Source organism: Tolypothrix sp. PCC 7601 (assembly GCF_025677855.1).
Taxonomy (GTDB): Bacteria; Cyanobacteriota; Cyanobacteriia; order Cyanobacteriales; family Nostocaceae; genus Aulosira; species Aulosira diplosiphon.
This window is the reverse complement of sequence record NZ_CP064879.1, coordinates 3,602,606-3,624,343: the sequence shown is the minus strand read 5'-3', so window position 1 is coordinate 3,624,343 and position 21,738 is coordinate 3,602,606. Positions and strand designations below refer to the sequence as shown.

Genomic DNA, 21,738 nt, shown 5'->3' with positions numbered 1-21,738 from the left:
TTCATAAGAAGAAAGATTTTATACATACAAATAAAAATATTTTAGAGTTTTAAAGTTTACTTTCATTAATTCTTTAATCATCGCTCATATATTCAGAATTGCCTGAGCGCTTTTACCTAACAATTTGTAAATCACCCGCCTGGATAACCCATTCGGGTGATGTGTACTCATCAGTCGGCATTATACATTTTGAAGAAAACCTAGAGATTCTTGGCTAGCAAAGTAACTCTTCTCGCCAAGAGAGTTGACCACACTTAGCTCTAATTGCATTTTTTATGAAAGAAATTGTTGAACAGGCTTTAACTACTGGATATTTGACTATTGCAGCCCAAAATCAGATTCAATCGCTGCTTGCAAGTGATTATGACTCAGATGATTTAGATGCTTACATTATTTTACAGCGGGCTGTTGTGGCGGGTGATGTCACCAAAGAAGCACGCCATCATCAAACTGCTGTTTCCTCTACCCCTAAGGATAAAGCATCAAATATTAAACTGGCTTATCAGGTGGCTGCGGAACTTGCTTGTGTTGCGGCGATGGCTTTGAGTCTACCAAAAAATACTAATGATTCTCCTTATTTAGGAGCATAAAATACTACATCATTTAGTTATCAATGTAACACACTTTACTGCATCAAAAAAATCACAGGAAAACCGCCATGATAATAGTTTTGTGCTCTCAATTAACTATTAGTAACTGAAAGTTTTGTTAAGAAATAATTAAAAATTTATTTTTTACTGGAACTAATAACAGACTGTTTTTAGTTGCAGCTAGAAGCCGCGAAAGTAAGCTCAGAGAGGAGTTTAGTAATTCTAGGCTGTCTAGAGGGAAATCTTAAATAAATATAAATACTGGATAAAATTAAATACACAAAGTCATCTTGAGAGTGATTCTGAAATCTCAGGAAATAGTTAAGTTTTACGAGCGTCAGGAGCAGCAAAACAAGACCACGTAAGCTGAAAAATACTATATAGTGTAAACGTTAGGAACTATTATCAAGAATGATTCTCAATGCTTAACAAAGTCATAGCATTTTCACAAATGTAGTATAAAGAATTGGCAACATTGGCTAAAGACAGTAAACAATAACCATAGCTAAACTTGGAGTTTTGCCAACCTATGCAGCCAATTCGTACATTTAACGTTTCTCCTTCTCTCCCGCCGCGACTCGAACCGCTGCGGCGGCTGGCATATAACTTGCATTGGGACTGGAACGTTGAGAGCAAAGATTTATTTCGCCGCCTAGATCCCGATTTGTGGGAAACTAGCCACCATAACCCAGTGTTAATGCTAGGTACAATCAGCCAAGGGCGACTTTTGGAAGTTGTAGAAGATGAAGGCTTCTTGGCTCAAATGGATAGAGCTGCGCGTCAGCTAGAAGATTATTTACAAGAACGGTCTTGGTATCAAAAACAGCGCAGTAATTCACCCAAGGAATGCTACGCCTATTTTTCGGCTGAATTTGGCTTAGTAGATTGTCTACCTGTGTATTCGGGAGGCTTGGGTGTTCTCGCGGGAGATCACCTGAAATCTGCCAGTGATTTAGGGCTACCCCTAGTAGGCGTAGGGTTACTCTACCAACAAGGATACTTTGCTCAGTATCTTAACGCCGATGGTTGGCAGCAGGAACGCTATCCCATCAATGATTTCTACAATATGCCTTTACACCTGGAACGTAATTCTGATGGTTCAGAATTGCGGATTGCGGTAGAGTACCCAGGACGTAAAGTGTACGCCAGAGTTTGGCGGGTACAGGTGGGTACGGTGCCATTGTATTTATTGGACACCAATATTGAACCCAACAACCCCTACGATCATGACATTACCGACCAGCTGTATGGTGGGGATATCGATATGCGTATCCACCAGGAAATCATGCTGGGTATCGGTGGCGTGCAGATGTTAAAAGCATTGGGGTATAAAGTTACTGCTTACCACATGAACGAAGGACACGCCGCCTTCTCTGCCCTAGAACGGATTCGGATGCTGATTCAGGAAGACGGGTTGCATTATGATGATGCGAAACAAGTAGTAGCTTCCAGTAATATTTTCACTACCCATACTCCAGTTCCCGCCGGGATTGACTTGTTCCCGCCCCAGAAAATCTTGGACTACCTGAGATACTATGCAGATATCTTCAACTTACCTGAAGAACAATTTTTAGGACTGGGACGAGAAAATACAGGTGATTTATCTGCACCCTTTAGTATGGCGGTGTTGGCGCTGAAAATGGCGACATTTTCTAATGGTGTAGCGCAGTTGCATGGTGTGGTATCGCGCCAGATGTTTCAAGGGTTGTGGAAGAAGGTTCCAGTTGAAGAAGTGCCGATCGCAGCTATTACTAACGGTGTTCATGCACGGAGTTGTGTAGCAAAATCTACACAAGAGTTGTACGATCGCTATTTAGGGCCAAACTGGTCATCAGCACCACCAGATAATCAATTGTGGGAGAGGATGGACGCGATTCCCGATGAGGAATTGTGGCGCAATCACGAACGCTGTCGCTTGGATATGGTTTTGTATGTGCGAGATCATTTAGTCAAGCATTTACGCGATCGCGGTGCGTCAGGTTCAGAAATTGCTCAAGCACAGGAAGTTTTAGATCCCAACGTTTTAACCATTGGTTTTGCCCGCCGTTTTGCTACCTACAAACGTGCTACCTTGTGGATGCGCGATTTAGAAAGAATCAGGCGGATTCTGCTGGGTGACAAAAACCGCAAAGTCCAATTTGTGATTGCTGGGAAAGCGCACCCCAAAGATATTCCCGGTAAAGAACTCATCCGTGATATCAACCATTTCATCCGTGAACAACATTTAGAAAAACAAGTTGTATTTGTTCCCAATTACGACATCCACATCTCGCGGTTAATGGTGGCTGGTTGCGATATCTGGTTAAATACACCCCGCCGTCCCCGGGAAGCTTCCGGTACTAGCGGGATGAAAGCCGCTATGAACGGCTTACCCAATTTAAGCGTCCTTGATGGTTGGTGGGATGAAGCTGATTACGTTCGCACCGGTTGGGCGATCGGACATGGTGAAAATTACGAAGATCCCAATTATCAGGATGAAGTCGAAGCCAACGCGCTCTACGATTTGTTAGAGAAAGAAGTTGTGCCCTTATTCTACGATCACCGCGATGCTGATGGCTTACCCCGTGCTTGGGTAGCCAAAATGAAAGATGCAATTCGCCTGAATTGTCCATTCTTCAACACCGCCCGCATGGTGCGAGAATATGCTCAACGTGCTTACTTCTCAGCTAGCGATCGCTTCCATACCCTGACTGCGAATAATTACGCGCCAGCTAAAGAACTAGCCGCGTGGAAAGCTAATCTCAGCGATCACTGGTTTAGTATCAAAATCAAAGATATTGACGTATCAGCATCAGCAGATATTGAAGTTAACCAAACCGTTGCAGTCAAAGCCAAAGTAGATTTGGCAACTTTAACAAACAAAGATGTCCAGGTGGAACTTTACCAAGGAGCAATTGATGCTAATGGTGATATAGTCAACGCTTTACCCGTGGTCATGGATTACCAAGGCGAAGATACACAGGGTTTAAGTGTTTACACCGCTAATATCATTTACACCGTCTCTGGTTTGCAAGGCTTGTCTTTGCGCGTGTTACCAAAACACCCGCATTTGTCGAACTCTTACGAACCGAGGTTAATTGCTTGGGCTGAATAAGCCCATTTTAGATTTTGGATTTTGCGTTCGCGTAGCGTGTCGCAGACAAAAGTTGCGTGCGGGGGTTCCCCCCGTTGAGCAAACTTTTCAAGACAGATTTTAGATTAGCAATCCAAAATCTAAAATCTAAAATCCAAAATTCTTTGGGGGACGACAATGTAACCAGTAGTGCGATCGCCTAGCACTAAGTTACGTTGTTCACCCCAATACCACCAATGTGCAGCTACATAAGCGCAGATGAGGCTATCTAATTTATCTTCAACAGCTTTGAGTGCTGCACCTGTGTGGGGAATTTCTGGTAAAAACGAACTACTCAGAGTCAGAGAATGTAGCGGCGGTTCTAGAGTGGGCAAGATTTCCCCAATATAATTATAGAGTTTGAGCAGTTCTAAACGGCGATCGCCCAAGCGTCCTTTTTTGTATTTCAGAATTCGTTCTAAATTGAATAAGTTAACAATCGCCGGGTGGGGAAACACTTCGATTTGATATCTACTGGGTTTTTGCGGTTCAATACTGGGTGCGTGTGCAAAACCCCAAGATTCTAATTCCAAGCCAAAGTTGACAGTGCGCGCTGCAAAAGCTAAACCCAAATTCGCTGGGTAACATCCCGCATGATATTTACCAAAATATTTATGAGTGAGTTTATCAGGAAGACGGCTACCATCGGCGTTGGGAATGAGAGTCGGTGCATCTACGGCGATGAGTGCTGGTTCCTCTGCTGGAACAAAAGTATCAATCCAAGCGAGAATATCTGCGATCGCATCTTTCCTGTCTAAATCCAGAATTTGTAATTTGCCATCAATTAATTCTAAACAGCATAATCCGCTTGGTTGCGATTTCCAACCTAAATCAATACCTAAAAATTTCATCGTTTATTATTTCATACTTGGTTAGGATGCGTTAATAACGCATCCTACGCGTATTTTAAACAATCATGAAAGCTTCACTAGCACTGGTTCTGGCTGAGGTGATGCCGCAGTTGCCAAAGGATCGTAGCCTAATTGTTGAGTAATCCGTTTTCTGGCTAAAACGCGATACTCCCAAAAATGTTCGCCAGCAGCGCATAAACCCAAATACATATTGAGAACTTGCGGCTTTTTCATCAGAATTATCCACAGTTGTCGCCAGAACTGTCCGCGAATTTCTGCTCTTTGGAAGCCTTGCAGCCAAATTAATTTTACAACCAGGCGCAATCCTTGACCTGGAGAAAACTGCATGGTTTGTTTTCCCTCTGTTCTTGAGCCAATATTGAGACATTGCTGAAAACAACGTCTGAGATAGTTTTGCGGTTCATACAAAGTCCAGAAAGTTTCTACATATTCTCTGGCAATTTCCGCTAAGGGGCGAGTCGGTTTAAAATTCATCAAGGAATTCTGATCTCCTACTTCCGTTGCACCCACACCCGTAACTAAACGCTGTTCTTGTTGCAGGCGGTTCCATAAAGCAGTATTGGGTAAAGCTTGGAGAATACCCAACATGGGTTGAGGAATACTGGTTTGTTCTACAAAAGCTTGAATTCGGTTTCCTGCACCTGTGCGTTCGCCATCAAAACCGAGGATAAACCCTGCATATATCAACATTCCCGCTTGATTAATTTTGCGACAAGCTGCAATCAGGGGATTGCGAGTATTTTGTAATTTGTTTGTCACTTGCAAGCTATCTTGATCCGGGGTTTCAATCCCCAGGAAGACTGCATAAAAACCTGCTTCTCGCATTAAATGTAGTAGTTCGTCATCTTCTGCCAAATTCACAGAAGCTTCTGTGATGAAGGTGAAAGGGTAATTATGTTGCTTTACCCAAGGAATCAATTCTCTTAAGAAACGTTTGACGTTACGTTGATTACCAATAAAGTTGTCATCAACAATAAATAGAGAACCCCGCCATCCTAAATCATACAGAGTTTGCAATTCTGCGATCGCTTGGCTTGGTTCTTTGGTGCGTGGTTTCCGCCCATACAGGGTAATGATGTCACAAAATTCGCAGCTAAATGGGCAACCGCGAGAAAACTGCATCGCCATCATCAAATAAGCATCGCGCTTTAACAAGTCAAAACGCGGCATAGGACTCAGGGTTACATCCGGTTTTTCACAGGCGCGAAAGATTCCGCAGCTTTTACCTTGACTCAATGCTGCCAAAAACAGCGGAACCGTAATTTCTCCCTCATCCAAAATTAGATAATGCGCGCCAGAATCTAGCGCATCCTGCGGTAAAGAAGTGGGATAAGGGCCACCAACTGCAACTTTTTTGCCCAATTGCACAGCTTTTTTAATCAAAGCGTGGAAATCTGGCTTCTGCACCAACATCGCGGAGAGAATTACCAAATCACACCATTGCCAATCCGCTGCCGTTTCCAAATTGACATTGCGATCGCAAAATCTAATTTCCCAATCTTCAGGTAAAAGTGCAGCAACAGTAATAATCCCCAATGGGGGAATCGCCGCCTTTAAACCTGCAATTTCCATAAAGCGATCGTAAGACCAAAAGGACTGAGGAAACTGGGGATAAAGCAATAGTGCTTTCATAAATATCCTTAGAGCATCTGTAGTGGACTTTGAACTAAATCAAGATGCAGGGATTAGTTACAGCCTTGGCGCTAGTCCCTACAATAGATTTCTCAACGAATAATTCGCGATCGCAGTGGCTACAACGCTGGTACATTATCTGTACCTAACAAAGCAATTTGCTGTATGTAATTGATTAGAAAATACTTTGGTATTAAATAGATATTTTGAGATATTTTCAAACTCTATTTATAGATTATGTTTGCTCAGTAATTTTAGCAGATTATTTATTTGATCGCCTCTATCTGTAGGCATGTTTAATGTGTATTTATGCACTTCTCTGGGTCAGTTGATATTCCAAATTATTCTCACCTAAAAGGTATATTTTATTATTATACTTGCAAAGTTACTGAGTGAATTATTTTCTATTTAATCCTCAAATACTTACAAATAAAAGCTTTTGCTTACATTAATATAACCTTGGTATGAGTAAGTAAACAATATTGAAGTAATTAATTACCTCGGTAGTATGAGGACATAATTCTGTAATTTGAGAAAATGAAATTGTAAGAGTGAAATATATTACCAATTAACACACACAGTTGCTTTAGTAAAACACATCCGTAAATCTTTTACTGATGGTTGAGCTTTTAAAACTGCAGGGAGGAAGAATTATGAGACAGACATTGTTGACAGCAATAGCCTTATTTAGCACACTATCTTTAGCTGCTCCAATTTCTGCTCAAGCAGGTGAAACCCAAACTCAAGTAAAACGTTTATTACAAACCGGAGCCTGTTCTGGATGTGATTTAACAGGTGTGAATCTTAGCGGCGCTCACTTAATTGGCGCTGATTTGAGAAACGCAAATTTAAAAGGTGCTAATTTAAAAGGCGCAAATTTAGAAGGTGCTGATTTAGCAGGCGCAAATTTAGAAGCGGCGAATTTAACAAAAGCCTTCGCCAGTGGTACCAGCTTCAATAACGCTAACTTGACTAATGCTGATTTAAGCGATTCTCATCTACATAATGCTCAAGTAGATGGCGCTGTGATGATTGGAACTAATTTAACGGGTGCTGATGGATTTGATATCAATCTCGGTATCGGTGGCGGAGAAGAATAGTCACACAATTTTGGATTTTGGATTTTGGATTTTGGATTGTGAATAGCTGTCTAGTTGATACTTGTGTGACTCCATCTGTCGCAATCATTGTTTAAATTTGTGTCGGACAATTTGGGATTTTGTTGTGTACCCCTTTTCTATGGAACGCTCCGCAAATGGGAAAGCAAACTAATACCATTTTGAAAAAGAATGTGACAGATAGGTAGGGGCACGGCATCCATAATCTTTTGGTATACTCAATTATCTTACTGGTGCCGTGCCCACACAAAGAATTTATCTTATTCAAAGCAAAAGTTTAGGAGTATTAATCTACTCCTAACTTTTAAATGCTAATCTCCGGTAATTGAGAGTTCATTAACCCAGATGCGAGGACAAACGCCGCCTGGTGTTAACTCAGCTTCTTTTTCTACACAAACAATAGATTTCATAACTTCTAAGAAATCACCCGCAACCGTGGCTGATTCAATACTCGTCTTCACACCTTTATTGATTAACCAACCATCAAAAGGTAAAGAAAACGAACCTTGTAAAGCTTTTACCCCAGCATGGAGAGCTTGCAAATCATCAATTAAAACCACATTCTCAGCAGTTTCTAAGCTTAATTCTTGCTCAGGCTCGGCGGCTCTAAATACATGAAAAAAGTTAGGACTAACACTAACTTTTGCACCAATGCTAGCGTTTCCTGTGGGTTGGGCGTTCATTCTTTTCGCAGTTCCAGCACTGTGTAGAAAGCTGGTTAATACGCCTTTTTCAATTAGGGAAATGCGGCGAGTTGGTGTACCTTCACCATCAAAACTTTCTGCGCCAATGTTAGCAGGATGCAATGCATCATCTGCTACTGAAAGTAGAGGCGAAGCGATTTGCTTACCTAAATCATCAGGGGTAGATAAGCTTTGATTGTCTAAAATATTTTGAGCGTTGTATAAGTTAGAAAAAGCGCCCAATAAACTTAAGAAAGCTTCGGGAGAGAAAACAACTAGATATTTACCAGTCTTAATTTTTTCATAGTTCAAGTGACTGATAGTTTTCTCGGCTGTTTCTTGAATGCAACCATTAATATCGAGATTTTCTACACCACGGTTAATTCTAAAAGCACCCGCACTGCGTGGTTTTTTCCCTTCCTCTTCAGTTTTGCTGTAAAGATAAACTGATGCTATGGAATGGGACTCAATTCTGGCTGCACCTTCACTATTGAGATAAAAACGGTCAATATCTCTTTGTGCCAAGCCATTATAAGGTACGCCTTTAATTGCTGGGTGCGCTGAAAGTAATTCTTTTTCAGCTACTATTAGTTTTTCTATCAGTTCAGAAACAGGTGCTTGTGCTGCTTTATCGTGGGGTGTATTGTCGATAGGAACTGTCGCTTCTGGGCTAAAATCAGGCACATTTTCCTTGACACCAAAGAAACTAGCTTCATAAGCAGTTTTCAATGCTAATTCTAATCCTTTAGGGTCTACATCTGTGGTGCTGGTAACACCCATTGTATTGTCTTCATTCCAAACACGAACTGTAACACCAGAACGATTGGAAGCTTTAACTTGTTTTGGCTCACCTTGGTCTACTTGCACACTAGTTTCGTCTACAGTGGAGCCATAAATATCGAATTTTTTAATGCCAAGCTTCTCTGCATTTTCCTTGGCGTAATTTGCAATTTCGTTGATAGTCGCCATAGTCAATTTTGGATTTTGGATTTTGGATTTTAGATTTTGGATTTATTTGAGGTTTGGCTACTGTGTTGTGAATTATAGATTTTAGGATTCAGATTTTGGATTTGTGCTTTTCTTTGAGGGTTTTGATTGATGCAACAGTCATAGCTAGAATTTCAGCAGTTTCTTGCATCAGGTTGGTTAGTTTATCTGCTGAAATCATTCCCGCTTCAACTAGAATCTCTAACCAATAAAGTGTTTCATCAGCTTCTTCTTCTACAATGCTAAGTTTGGCAATCAAATCGGCTGTAGATTTGGCTCGACAAGCTGCTCGATAATTAGCACCTACAGAAGTAGCTGAACGTAACACCTGTTTACCAATTACATCAGCAGTTCTAGTTTGTGGTAGTGCCTCAACTAGATAAATAACTCGCAACCCAAGCTGCTTTGTTCTATCTTTAAACTGCTTTTCGTTCACAATCCAAAATCCGTCTTGAAAAGTTTGCTCAACGGGGGGAACCCCCGCACGCAACTTTTGTCTTCGACACGCTACGCGAACGCAAAATCTAAAATTCCTTAACGTCCACCTACGGTAATAGAATCGACCTTAATATGTGGCTGTCCTACTGTGGTGTAGATACTACCGCTAACGGAACCACAGAAACCAGGTGCTAGCTCTAAATCTTGAGAACACATGGAAATTTTATTCATAATTTCTGTTGCTTCCCCAATCAGAATTGCTCCTTTTAATGGTTTGGTGATTTTGCCATTTTCAATCAAATAAGCTTCATCAACACCAAAGTTAAATTGACCAGTAGCACCTACGCTACCACCACCCATTTTCTTGCAGTAAATGCCTTTATCAATAGAGCTAAATAAATCATCAATACTATATTCACCAGTAGCGATGTAAGTATTTCGCATCCGGCTAGCAGCAGCAAAGGTATAATTTTGACGGCGACCGCTTCCGGTTCTAGGATGTCCAGTCCGCCAAGAACCTGTTCTGTCTGCTAAGAAGTTTTTCAGAACGCCTTTTTCTATTAATAATGTTCTTTGAGCAGGCATACCTTCATCATCCATGTCTATTGTGCCGAAGGCATTGTCAGCTCGCCCTTCATCCCAAGCTGTGAGGCTTTCGTGGGCAATTTTCTCACCTTTTTTGTCAGCAAAGGGAGAAGTATTACGTTCAATTTGAGTAGTTTCTAATAAGTGTCCGCAAGCTTCGTGGAAGATTACCCCGCCAAAGTGATTAGCCATGATAATGGGGTATGTGCCAGATTCTACGTAATCGGCATAGAGCATTTTACCAGCAGATTCAGATATTTGCTCGGCGGCTTGTTGATAATCCCAAGTTCTCAGGAAATTGGCATCACTGGTATTACCAGCACGTTCACCAATGGAGGCGCGATTAGCTCCATCTGCACACAACAGGTTAAATCCTACCGATTGGGTGAGGCGAATATCACGAGCAAAAGTACCATCACTAGCTGCAACTAATACTTCTTGCCAATCGCGGAAGTAAGTAGCGCGGCGTGATTGCACGTGGCTAGCTTTGCGTTGCAATTGGGCTGTACCATCAAGTAGAATTTCTCCCATTTCTCGGATAGAGCTACACAGAGGTAACCACCCATCTTTACCTCTTTTTGTGGCGTAGTCTCGGAGTAATTCTAGATTGATTTCTGGGATAAAAGCGTTAGGTGCAGGTAATTGTAATCCCAGGATAGAAAGACCTTTTTCTAAGGCTGCTTTCAAACCGGAAAATGTCAGATTATTGGTACTGACGTAGCAATCAGCTTTACCGCGAAAGACTCTAACTCCCGCACCTGTGGCGAGGCTAGGTGAAATACTGGTAATTGAGTCATCTTCAGCAAGGCAACTAATATAGTTGCGACGCTCTAGAAAAAATTCCACAAAATCCGCACCAGCAGCCCGTCCTAATCCTAATAGGGTAGCTAGAGGAGCTTCCCAAGTGTCATCGAATTGTTCCGATGTGGAGGAATACTGTAAATTGGGCAGTTGGTTCGAGAGAAGTAGCGTACTTGTAAGCATTTATAGCCTCTTCTGCTGGCGTATTCAGAGATTTGACCGAAAGTTCCTGGTGTGTTAAGTCTAACAAATCAGTGAAAGACGCAGTCGGCAGTTAAGCTGTAGGGGTTTCCTCACCTATAAAATTGAGAGCCTCATTTAAACAAAGCCAAAGGTAGGCACAAAAATTGTAAATGGAGAGAGTGATCGCTTTCATGGCGCAGTCGAGATAAAATACAGTTTCCTCAACTTTATTCTGCAACAATAAAAGGAAAGTTCCGCAGCATTGCCAATATCAGCAGGAACTATTTGATCTAAAAAAGGAATATAAAAATGAGTTCGTATGCTTTTTGGAATAACAAAGGTGGCGTAGGAAAGAGCTTTCTTTGCTTTGTGGCTGCTGCTGAATATGCTCACCGACACTCCGATACAGATGTTTATGTAATTGACCTATGTCCTCAAGCCAATGTCTCAGAAACTCTATTAGGAGGATATCTTAATAGTCCAAAAGCACTACATTCTTTAAGCAGCAAAACACCGCGTGCAACTGTGGCTGGCTATATAGAAGCACGTCTTAATTCCCCCTTCCGAATGATTACAGACATATCTCCTTATGTATGTGAGCCAAGAGAGTTCAACCCGCAAATACCTGACAATTTAAGGCTTATATGTGGAGACAATCTTCTTGAAATCATTTCTGAGGCAATTAGACAAACTTCTCAATTACAAATACCGATTGATGCTTGGAAACAGGTGCTGAGTTGGATTCGAGATTTAACAGTTGCTCTACGTACATTTAGTGGAGAAAGAGATACTTTATTCTTAATCGATTGTAACCCTAGCTTTGCTGTATATACACAGCTTGGTCTAGTTGCAGCAGAAGGTGTGGTTATTCCGTTTACTGCGGATGACAGTTCGCGTCGTGCAATTGAGAATGTGGTTGCACTTTTATATGGAATCACCGATCCTAACACTGCGCCCTATGCAAGAATTAGCTTTGCTAAACGTGCAAAAGAAGAAGGTGTATCAGTGCCAAAATTACATACTTTTGTGAGTAATAGAGTGACTATGTATGAAGGTAAAGCAGCATCTGCATTTATAGCTATAAACAAAATTATTAAGAAAACTATGGATGATATACATCAGAAAAATCGTCAGATTTTTGCTAGCCCTAAAGACTTACCGAGCCAAAGTTTTATTGAAATTCCTGATTATCACAGTGCTTGTGTTGTGGCTGCAACAACTGGTACACCTTTGCACAAAATCAAACCAGGCCCTAAAAAAATTGGTGAGGAGCGAGTTCAATTAAATCCAGAGCCATTGCAGAGGTATCGAGATGCACTTGAAGCGTTTGTAAATTGTCTTTGAGAGCATCACCGTGCCATCACCAGCAGCATTAAAGTACGATATAGCGGCTCAAAAGGCTCGTGTTCTACGTGATACTGCAATAGATCCCCGCTTGCGCCCAATTTTAAATAGCCAAACTCAAGTTTATTACCATTCAGCCTTAGCAATGTTTGTTGCAGGATGGGAAGCTTATATTGAGGAACTGGTTCGTAACTTTTTTGATGTCACTGCAAACCCTTTAAACCCACATTTTCATGCTGTTCATTCTATTGCTAACAATGCAGCAGAGCGATCACTTAAACAATTTAATACGCCAAATGCGGAAAATTCACGTAATCTTCTGGTTCAATATACTGGTTACGACCCTATCAACGATTGGGTATGGTCAAGAAGAAGCATGAACGCACTAGCCACTCGACAAATGCTAAACGATATTTTGCAAGTAAGACACAGTTTTGCACATGGCTTTCCCATTCCTGCATATTCATGGACACAAACACCAACTGGAAAAGTTAGACTCACGGCTAAAGCTATAAAGGATGTTGATGCACTGTTACAGTATCTCGTAAATGTTACCGACCTTGGTATGAAACAAAATATTCAAATAACTTATGGCATAGTTCTACCTTGGTGATAAATCTAATTATTTATATAAAACCGTGAGTTTGAACCATAACTATATTGATAGCTGTTAGCTGTGATCGCTGTTTCACTTCTGGGTCTATTGTGAGGGTAGGACTTTCGCATTACGTTACAAACTCATCACAGTTGTAAATTTTTCTAAAATTTAGGACGTTTTACTCCTCAAATAAAAATGCAAGATTGGCGCGTTCAAGATAAATTCCCAGATTGATGCGATCGCACCAGAAATTTTGCAGCGATCTGAAGTATTGTAATTCCATAGTCCAGGCCTGGGTTTTTACAATGTGTCAACTGCTGGGAATGAATTGCAATACCCCAACAGATATCTGCTTTTCTTTTGAAGGTTTTTCTCTTCGGGGAGGAAGAACTGACGATCATTGCGATGGTTGGGGTATTGCTTTTTTTGAAGGTAAAGGATGTCGGATTTTTTTAGATGCTAAAGCCTCTGTTCATTCACCAGTGGCAGATTTAGTCAGACGTTATCCGATTCATTCTACTCATGTAATTGCTCATATTCGCAAAGCTACACAAGGTGACATCGCTTTGCAAAATTGTCACCCTTTCCAAAGAGAACTTTGGGGTAGATATTGGGTATTTGCTCATAACGGCAATTTACCAGACTTTAATCCGGCGAATATGGGCTTTTATAAAGCTGTGGGCGATACCGATAGCGAAAAGGCATTCTGTATCATCTTAGAAACTTTGCGGCAAAAGTTTCCTGAAGGAAAGCCACCGCTAGAAGAACTGTATTCTACCCTCAGTAAAGTTACTGCTGAGATTGCAGCACAGGGCGTGTTTAATTACTTACTATCGGATGGGGAACACTTTTTTGCTTACTGTTCCACTAAACTAAGCTATATAGTACGCCAAGCGCCGTTTGCAGCAGCTCATTTAATCGATCAGGATATGACAGTGGATTTTCGCGAGTTGACTTCACCACGCGATCGCGTCGCCATTATTGCCACTACTCCCCTGACTGACAATGAAGTTTGGACAATTTTGGAACCCGGACAACTCCTAGTGTTTCAGGATGGTTTACCAATAAAATCAGTAGAGCGGTGCAATTAAAGATAGCTAAGGCGGTCATTTGTCATTGGTGATTTGTCATTGGTAAGGATTTCAAGTCTATTAACGTTTCTGAGATTTGTTTTCACCGACTTACTTAGTCATCTAATATTGTCAGAATTCATCACCTCACAATGAGGTTTTCAACCAATTAATATTCAAATATAAATTTTATATTTATGTACGAACTTTACCCACCAATTGAACCCTATAAACAAGGTTATTTACAGGTATCAGAATTACATAAAATTCATTTTGAAGAGTCAGGAAATCCCCAAGGAAAGCCCATAGTTTTATTACATGGGGGCCCTGGTGGAGGCTGTCCACCTTTTTATCGGCAATATTTCAATCCTGAAAAGTGGCGCTTGGTGATGTTTGATCAACGCGGTTGCGGTAAAAGTACACCCCATGCCGAATTGCGAGAAAATACGACTTGGGATTTAGTGAATGATATTGAAAAACTGCGGGAATATTTAGGAATAGAAAAATGGGCAGTATTTGGCGGTAGTTGGGGCAGTACCCTGTCATTAGCATATAGTCAAACCCATCCCGAACGTTGTGCAGGGCTAATTTTACGCGGTATATTTATGCTGCGACAAAAGGAATTACGCTGGTTTTATCAAGAAGGTGCTAGCTATATTTTTCCTGATGCATGGGAAGAATATCTGAAACCAATTCCTATTGCTGAACGGGATGATTTGCTAACAGCTTATTATCAACGTTTAACTAGCCCAGATACTCAAATTAGATTAGAAGCAGCCCGTGCTTGGTCAATTTGGGAAGCTAGCACTAGTAGATTATTCCCTGATACAGCCTTGATGCGAAATTTTGGTCAAAATGATTTTGCTGAAGCCTTTGCGCGGATTGAATGCCATTATTTCATCAATCAAGGATTTTTAGAATCAGAAAACCAGCTACTTTCAAATGTTGAGAAAATTCGGCATATTCCGGCTGTAATTGTTCAAGGTCGTTATGATGTAGTCTGTCCAATGGTATCAGCATGGGAATTACATCGAGCTTGGCCAGAAGCAGAATTTATTGTAGTTCCTGATGCGGGACATTCGATGAGCGAACCGGGAATACGTAGTGCATTGATTGCAGCGACAGATAAATTTGCTATTAATTCGTAATTCGTAATACCCTACGGGAAGCGCAAAGCGCTACGTAATTCGTAATTAAATAGGAATTACGCAATGCTGATCATGTCATTGCGACCGAAACGAATTGTAGGCAAGCAATCCCAGCGTCAGAGGAGATTGTAAGTAGTTAAACAAAATTAATTACACAATGTCATTGCGAATGGAGCGGAGCGGAATGAAGCAATCGCAAGGGTTGAGATTGCTTCGCTGCGCTCGCAATAACTGTAATTAATTTTGCGTGGTTACTTAGCAGTTCTCTAAATTCAGGCTACAGATAATTCTCCCCCTGCTGCCTATGTGTAGCGATATTTTGGAGAATTTGTATTACTTCTCTGTGAGACGCTACGCGTTAAGCGTTAACGCAGCCTCTCGCAGAGAAGGCTTTACGCTATCGCTCGTAATGACGAAGTTATACCAAATTGGTATCAGTAAGCCGTAACCCACGAAAAGCTTTGGCATGGATACCGTACTACGTGAACTGACAATTCCAGGTTTTCCTTTTCCCCTTTATATATCTCCTGCTTAATACTCAATTTGCGAGCAAATACTGTATATTTTTTTAAGTTTTTTGTGAACTTGAATATGTATTCCAATGAATACAGTAGTAATATTGCTGAGATATTTCATGAAATTAATTGAGGATACAATTCATTTCAATAAGCCATTATTATCTATGTTTTTTAGGCATGATATAAACTTAAAAGCCTGACATATTAAGCATTTTAGCCAGGTATCGCTTTATGAAATACACAAGCTCATCTACAAAATAAATAATAGCCATAGTAGTATTGCTTGTTATTTATGAAACCTTTATGATTTAAATAAAAATTTTTATCAAAATATCGATTTTGTTCTAAATAATATTATTACTACATTTAATAAATATTCGTGAAATCTCCATCTTTACATTCAGTCTATTTAAGTAGAGAATGAATTCAAAGTTAATCGAGGTTGATTGAGCATGAAAATCATAGCAAAAGATGTTAGAGAAATTGACTCTTTAATTGAAGAATTAAGTGATGAAGAACTAGCAAGTTGTGTGGGTGGTTGTGGCTGGTACAACCCAGCAGGAAATGAATGTGAAATTGAAACACAAGAAGATGGAACATTTAAAATTACAGAGTATGTTCTAGTTGGTGAACAATGGAATTCATCTTCATATACCACCAATTCCATAGCTGATTATTGGTACGATCCCAACGGTTCAGCCCGCTACAAATTCTCTTATTAATATAGAGAAGATTATGGAATTAAGTATAAATAAAAGATAACAAAGAAGTATCCAAACAAGATTAATACTATAAAGAGGAGCGTTTTAAACTGTTGATTTGGTTTTGGTTAAAGTTTTTTCTTTCTCCTTCTTCTCGGAACCGATAAGTCTTATCGCCCTTATAACTATCGCAGGCTTTACCTGCATAAACTATATAGATCTGCCATTGGCAGATCTATTTGCATATTGGAGTTATTTTTGCTCATGCAATCTGATGAGCTTAGTATATAATGATAGATTGTGTCGATCAAAGCCAAACCATGCCTAAACTCAAGACTCGTAAAGCAGCTGCAAAGCGATTCCGTGCCACCGGTACAGGTAAAATCGTTCGTCGCAAAGCTTATAAAAACCACCTTCTAGAGCATAAAACTTCAGATAAGAAGCGCAGTATGTCCAAGTCTGGACTTGTACACGAACGCGACGAAGATAATGTACGTTTGATGCTCCCCTATTTGTAAGTCCTTCAGGAAAATTAAGTTATGACACGGGTAAAACGCGGTAACGTAGCTCGTAAACGCCGCAATAAAATTCTCAAACTAGCTAAAGGTTTTCGCGGTTCCCACTCAACTCTGTTTAGAACCGCTAATCAACAGGTAATGAAAGCACTGCGGAGTGCTTATCGCGATCGCAAAAAGAAAAAGCGCGATTTCCGTCGCCTGTGGATCGCTCGTATCAATGCTGCAGCAAGGGTACATGGTTTGAGCTATAGCAAGCTCATCGGTAATCTCAAAAAAGCCGATATCCAACTCAATCGCAAAATGTTGGCGCAATTAGCAGTTGTCGATCCAGCTAGCTTTGGCAAAATTGCTGAATTAGCCGCCAGCCAAGGTAAAGGTTAAAGGATTAAGGATGAAGTATAAAGTATGAAGGCTGAAGTATACCCCAATAAATTGGGGGGCTGGAAAAAAGGCAGCATACTACACAGAATGCGTGTCTGGCAGCAATACTGGTTTTCATCCTTTATCCTTTACTCTTTATCCTTTTTATTAATTGTTTGTTTTTGCTTTTTGGGGACAGTACCAATTGCATCTGCCGCCCAAATGCCAGAAATTCAGCGGCGAGGCTATTTCACAATTGCTGTCAAAGATAACTTGCGTCCCTTGGGATTTAGAGATGCCAAGGGTAATTTGCAAGGCTTGGAAATTGACTTAGCACAGCGTTTGGCAAGTGACTTGCTAGGTAAAGCAAACGCTGTGAAATTAAAACCCGTAGCCAATCGCGATCGCTTATCTGTAGTATTCAACAATCAAGTTGACTTTGCCATTGCGCGGGTAACAGCAACAGAGTCACGTTCTCGCTTAGTAAGTTTCAGTGTTCCTTACTACTTTGATGGTAGTTATGTAGTTGTAAAGGATACTGGAATGCAGCGAATCAATGATTTAGCAAAACGCAAAATCGCTGTACTGAATAACTCCACAACTATTGCCGATATCAAGTACTATGTGCCGAATGCTGAGTTAGTAGGAGTAAAATCCTATGAAGAAGCGAGAGAAAAAATAGAAAGCGATGCTGTCTCTGCCTTTGCCGCCGATGCTAGCGTTTTGAGTGGTTGGGTGCAACAATATCCCCAATATCGACTACTACCAACCAAACTATCCACAGCCCCTTTATCTGTAGTCATGCCCAAAGGCTTGCAATACGATGATTTAAGACTACAGGTAAATGGAGCGATCGCACGTTACATAGATGAAGGCTGGCTCAAACAACGCGCCCAAGATTGGGGGTTACCATAAATTCGTCATTTGTCATTTGTCATTGGGTAATAGGTAATAGGTAATGGGTAATGGGTAATTGGTAATCCAATACTTGTCGGTTAAGGGGAAAAGGGGAAGGGTAAAAGGGGCAAGAAAAAACCTTTAACCCTTACCCTTTCACCTTTTCCCCAAACCAAATTCCGAGTTGAAAATCCTTAACCGAGCAGTATTGATTGGTAATCAGATTTTCTTCCCCAGTCCCCAATCCCCAATCCCCATTACACCTTATCCCCAGAGGGGGCCCCGAGTTCCCCAGTCCCCTTGCAGCTGATAATAAATAAGAAGACTCTTTATATTCGTATTTCAAGACAATGGATAACAGTCTAGCGGTTGTTTATCTCTCGATTTTCATCGGTATACTCACATTTGCTGTTGTGAGTGTTTTCCAGCAAATTTTCAAAACTCGTCGGATTGAAAGTTCCTTGTCTCGCTTAAAAAAGAAGTTGAGTAAGGATAAAGGAACTGCTCAAGAATATTACGAGTTAGGCAGTATTTATTCTCAAAAGAAAGTCTATTCCCAAGCGATCGCGCTGTTTCAAAAAGCTCTCAAAGCAGCCGAAGAAGAGGGAGAAGAAGCTGTTGCTCCTATCTACAATGGGCTAGGGTATGCTTACTTTGCCCAAGAGCAATATGATTTAGCAATTCGTCAGTACAAAGAAGCGCTGAAGCTAAAACCTGATTATGTGACAGCGCTCAATAATCTCGGTCATGCTTATGAGGAAAAAAAATTAAATACACAGGCACTACAAACCTACGAAGAAGCCCTCAAATTCGCGCCTAATAATTCTATTGCTAAACGTCGTGCTGAATCTTTGCGCCGTTTGGTTTCTGCATAAGTAGTTGGTGTTTGGGATTGGGTGTTTGGTGTTTGTGTTCCCCTTCACCCATTACCCATTACCAATCCCCAATTCTATACTACATCGTAGTATACAAGTAGCACAGGGTTTAATTAAATATAGTGCTGTCGGTTCGCCATTATTAGAAACTCAACCATACTACAAAGATTATTTGAACCTTTATATGGTCATTTTCTTAAAGATTATGCGCCATACGCTTGGTAATTTGTAATTCGTAATTCGTAATTCGTAATTTAGAGGTAGTAGCGTGTCTAGACTAAAATAGTGCATTGTTCAAACTCTTGTGGGATGGGCATCTTGCCCGTCCTGGGCGGACAAGATGTCCACCCCACAAGAAAATTATATTGCCACATTTTAGTCTTGTCAGTCCAGTAGGGTGTGTTACGCCGTCGGCTAACGCACCTTTAATTTTCGATTATACCCCATGAAATAATGTTGACGACACCAATATATTCTAGAGGGCAAGGCACTGCCTTGCCCTTACAATCTGTCGCATTGTTTTTTTTAATTGATATGACATTTTGCAAATTCAAATAAATCTATTCGGTTTACCAACATAATCTAGGAATATAGATAAAATCAGTTCTCCAAAATTCTTGTATCCAAATTTCGTAATTACGAACTACGAATTATGAATTGGTACTCTATCTTCCTATAAATATCTAAAGAATGATTAAGAAGTTGCGGTTCTTTAGTTTAGCTATAGCCATTATTATCTTCACGGTTGGCGCTTTAGGTTCTAGGGAAATGTTACTTGCACAACAACCTGTGATTTCCCATCCTTTAACAGCGTTAACATCAGCAGAAATTGAAACAGCAGTGACGGTGGTGAAGAAAGATAAAAATCTTACTGACAAAGCTGTATTTCCCTTAATAACTTTGCAAGAACCAAATAAACAAGAAGTTATTAATTTTACACCTGGTAAATCTTTTCAGCGTCAAGCTTTTTTGGTAGCGTATGAAACAGAAAAAAATCAAACCTATGAAGCTGTAGTTGACCTGAAAACTCAAATCTTGAGTTCTTGGAAACAAATACCTAACGCCCAACCTGCAATAATTAATTCAGAATATGGTCTAGCCGCAAAAATTGTAAAATCTGATCTCCAATGGCAAGCAGCAATGCAAAAACGGGGAATTACAGATTTTGACAAAGTTAAAATTAATTGTTGGGCAGCGGGGATTTTAACTGATAGCGAAACGGCTAAAGGTAAGCGTATTTGTCGCGCTTTATCTTACTATAAAGGTAAACATTGGAACTATTTTGCTAGTCCGATTGAAGGTGTGCTGGCTACTGTTGATTTAAACACAGGTAAAATCGATAGTTTTATAGACAACGGGGTAGTACCTTTATCTCAACAAAATTGGAATTACGATATCCAATCTTTAGGTAAATTACTTTCTCCACCCAAATTATTAAAAATTCTCCAACCTCAAGGTACTAGTTTCCGAATACGAGGTAATACAATTAGTTGGCAAGGTTGGAATTTTCGCTATTTGATGCATCCTCGCAGTGGCTTAGTTCTTTACCAAGTAACTTATGATGACGGGGAAAAAGTTCGCCCAGTTTTATATCGCGCTAGCCTATCAGAAATGGTAGTGCCTTATGGTCATCCTAATTTTACCTGGGCTTTTAGAAATGCTTTTGATGTGGGGGAATATAACTTTGGTTCTCTCGCCACTTCAATGGAGTTAGGTAAGGATATTCCCGAAAATGGCTTGTTATTGAATGCGGTGATGGCTAATGAACAGGGAGAACCTTACGAAATGCCAAAGGTAATTGGCATTTATGAACGAGATAATGGGCTGTTGTGGAAACATTATGAATACAACACCCAGAAAAATTATGTCCGTCGTAACCGCGAATTAGTGCTGACCATGACGGCGGCGGTGGATAATTATGATTACAGCCTGAATTGGATTTTTCACCAAGATGGCAGTTTAGAAATTGAGAATGATTTAACAGGAGTTGTTTTAGTACAAGGGACAGCAGCGGACAAACAGTCTCAAGATAATTCCTATGGACGACTGCTAGCGAAGAATATATTCGGGGTAAATCATCAACACTTTTTCAACTACCGCCTAGATATGGATGTAGACGGACAGGCTAATTCTGTGATGGAAATGAATGTGCAAGCCTTACCACTGGATAATCATAATTCTCTGGGAAATGCGATCGCAGTTACAGATACTCCCTTAACTACAGAAAAAGCTGCTGTGCGCGATTTGGATATGAAACACAGCCGCGAATGGATGATTGCTAACGCCAAACGCCAAAATACTATAGGCACTCCCCCAGCATATATGCTGATGCCAGGCGGTAATACGATATTCTTCCCTGTAGAAGGTTCTAAGATTCGAGAAAAAGCTGGCTTTGCGACACACCATGTTTGGGTGACAAAATATCAGCCAAATGAACTCTACGCTGGCGGCGATTATCCGAACCAAACTCAACCAGGAAAGGGCTTACCGCAATATATTGCCAACGATGAACCTTTAACTGGTGAAGATATCGTACTTTGGTACACAATGGGCGTTACCCATATTCCCCGCCCCGAAGATTGGCCTGTGATGCCAACGCACCAAGTTAGCTTTAAACTTGCTCCTAGAGGATTTTTTAGCCGTAATTCTGCGATTAATTTACCTGAATGAACGTCAACAGAGAACAGTATCTTGCCCACAAAAGTCTA

General features: G+C 40.6%; 18 protein-coding genes. 13 read left to right on the top strand and 5 right to left on the bottom strand.

Annotation, left to right across the window (positions count from 1 at the left end; translation table 11 throughout):
• The first annotated feature begins 275 nt into the window (after window positions 1-275).
• Both HG267_RS15135 and glgP read left to right on the top strand, forming a co-directional pair.
• Complete coding sequence (locus HG267_RS15135; protein ID WP_045872091.1) at window positions 276-590, top strand: hypothetical protein; 315 nt, start codon at window positions 276-278, stop codon at window positions 588-590.
• A gap of 529 nt (window positions 591-1,119) precedes the next feature.
• Complete coding sequence (glgP, locus tag HG267_RS15130) at window positions 1,120-3,684, top strand: alpha-glucan family phosphorylase (protein ID WP_045872092.1); 2,565 nt, start codon at window positions 1,120-1,122, stop codon at window positions 3,682-3,684.
• Window positions 3,685-3,803: 119 nt separating this feature from the next.
• Here the strand turns inward: glgP and HG267_RS15125 are convergent, their stop codons facing one another.
• Window positions 3,804-4,553: a DUF429 domain-containing protein gene (locus tag HG267_RS15125; protein ID WP_045872093.1), complete on the bottom strand. Its 750-nt coding sequence runs from the start codon at window positions 4,551-4,553 to the stop codon at window positions 3,804-3,806.
• 63 nt (window positions 4,554-4,616) lie between these two features.
• A complete protein-coding gene (locus HG267_RS15120) occupies window positions 4,617-6,206 on the bottom strand; it encodes a B12-binding domain-containing radical SAM protein (protein ID WP_045872094.1) in 1,590 nt (529 codons plus the stop codon).
• A gap of 653 nt (window positions 6,207-6,859) precedes the next feature.
• Between HG267_RS15120 and HG267_RS15115 the strand changes: the two genes are divergently transcribed.
• Window positions 6,860-7,306, top strand: coding sequence for a pentapeptide repeat-containing protein (locus HG267_RS15115; RefSeq protein ID WP_045872095.1), 447 nt, complete (start codon window positions 6,860-6,862; stop codon window positions 7,304-7,306).
• Between the two features lie 329 nt (window positions 7,307-7,635).
• Here HG267_RS15115 and HG267_RS15110 read toward each other — a convergent pair whose 3' ends face one another.
• From HG267_RS15110 to HG267_RS15100, 3 genes are all read right to left on the bottom strand, one after another.
• Window positions 7,636-8,976, bottom strand: a complete 1,341-nt coding sequence (locus HG267_RS15110; RefSeq protein ID WP_045872096.1) for a TldD/PmbA family protein — start codon at window positions 8,974-8,976, stop codon at window positions 7,636-7,638.
• An 88-nt stretch (window positions 8,977-9,064) separates the two neighbouring features.
• Window positions 9,065-9,430 (bottom strand): four helix bundle protein, encoded by a 366-nt coding sequence (locus tag HG267_RS15105; protein WP_045872148.1) that lies wholly within the window; start codon window positions 9,428-9,430, stop codon window positions 9,065-9,067.
• A 98-nt stretch (window positions 9,431-9,528) separates the two neighbouring features.
• Window positions 9,529-11,001, bottom strand: coding sequence for a TldD/PmbA family protein (locus HG267_RS15100; protein WP_045872097.1), 1,473 nt, complete (start codon window positions 10,999-11,001; stop codon window positions 9,529-9,531).
• A gap of 309 nt (window positions 11,002-11,310) precedes the next feature.
• On the opposite strand from HG267_RS15100, the gene HG267_RS15095 reads away from it, so the two are divergent.
• The 10 genes from HG267_RS15095 (at window position 11,311) to HG267_RS15050 (ending at window position 21,700) form a co-directional block, all read left to right on the top strand.
• The gene (locus HG267_RS15095; protein WP_045872098.1) at window positions 11,311-12,345 is read left to right on the top strand and encodes a ParA family protein; all 1,035 of its coding nucleotides are present in this window, start codon (window positions 11,311-11,313) and stop codon (window positions 12,343-12,345) included.
• A gap of 10 nt (window positions 12,346-12,355) precedes the next feature.
• Window positions 12,356-12,958, top strand: a complete 603-nt coding sequence (locus HG267_RS15090) for a HEPN domain-containing protein (protein ID WP_045872099.1) — start codon at window positions 12,356-12,358, stop codon at window positions 12,956-12,958.
• A gap of 290 nt (window positions 12,959-13,248) precedes the next feature.
• Window positions 13,249-14,034 (top strand): class II glutamine amidotransferase, encoded by a 786-nt coding sequence (locus tag HG267_RS15085; RefSeq protein WP_045872100.1) that lies wholly within the window; start codon window positions 13,249-13,251, stop codon window positions 14,032-14,034.
• A gap of 176 nt (window positions 14,035-14,210) precedes the next feature.
• Window positions 14,211-15,161 (top strand): prolyl aminopeptidase, encoded by a 951-nt coding sequence (gene pip / locus HG267_RS15080; protein ID WP_045872101.1) that lies wholly within the window; start codon window positions 14,211-14,213, stop codon window positions 15,159-15,161.
• Between the two features lie 970 nt (window positions 15,162-16,131).
• A complete protein-coding gene (locus HG267_RS15075) occupies window positions 16,132-16,401 on the top strand; it encodes a hypothetical protein (RefSeq protein WP_045872102.1) in 270 nt (89 codons plus the stop codon).
• 299 nt (window positions 16,402-16,700) lie between these two features.
• On the top strand, window positions 16,701-16,898 hold the full coding sequence (gene rpmI, locus HG267_RS15070; protein WP_045872149.1) for a 50S ribosomal protein L35: 198 nt from the start codon (window positions 16,701-16,703) through the stop codon (window positions 16,896-16,898).
• A 21-nt stretch (window positions 16,899-16,919) separates the two neighbouring features.
• Window positions 16,920-17,279: a 50S ribosomal protein L20 gene (gene rplT, locus HG267_RS15065; protein WP_045872103.1), complete on the top strand. Its 360-nt coding sequence runs from the start codon at window positions 16,920-16,922 to the stop codon at window positions 17,277-17,279.
• Window positions 17,280-17,366: 87 nt separating this feature from the next.
• Window positions 17,367-18,173 carry a transporter substrate-binding domain-containing protein gene (locus HG267_RS15060; RefSeq protein WP_369792189.1) on the top strand — a complete coding sequence of 269 codons (807 nt, stop codon included), beginning with the start codon at window positions 17,367-17,369 and terminating at the stop codon, window positions 18,171-18,173.
• 332 nt (window positions 18,174-18,505) lie between these two features.
• Window positions 18,506-19,030 (top strand): tetratricopeptide repeat protein, encoded by a 525-nt coding sequence (locus tag HG267_RS15055; RefSeq protein ID WP_045872104.1) that lies wholly within the window; start codon window positions 18,506-18,508, stop codon window positions 19,028-19,030.
• Window positions 19,031-19,720: 690 nt separating this feature from the next.
• On the top strand, window positions 19,721-21,700 hold the full coding sequence (locus HG267_RS15050; protein WP_045872105.1) for a primary-amine oxidase: 1,980 nt from the start codon (window positions 19,721-19,723) through the stop codon (window positions 21,698-21,700).
• Window positions 21,701-21,738 lie beyond the last annotated feature (38 nt).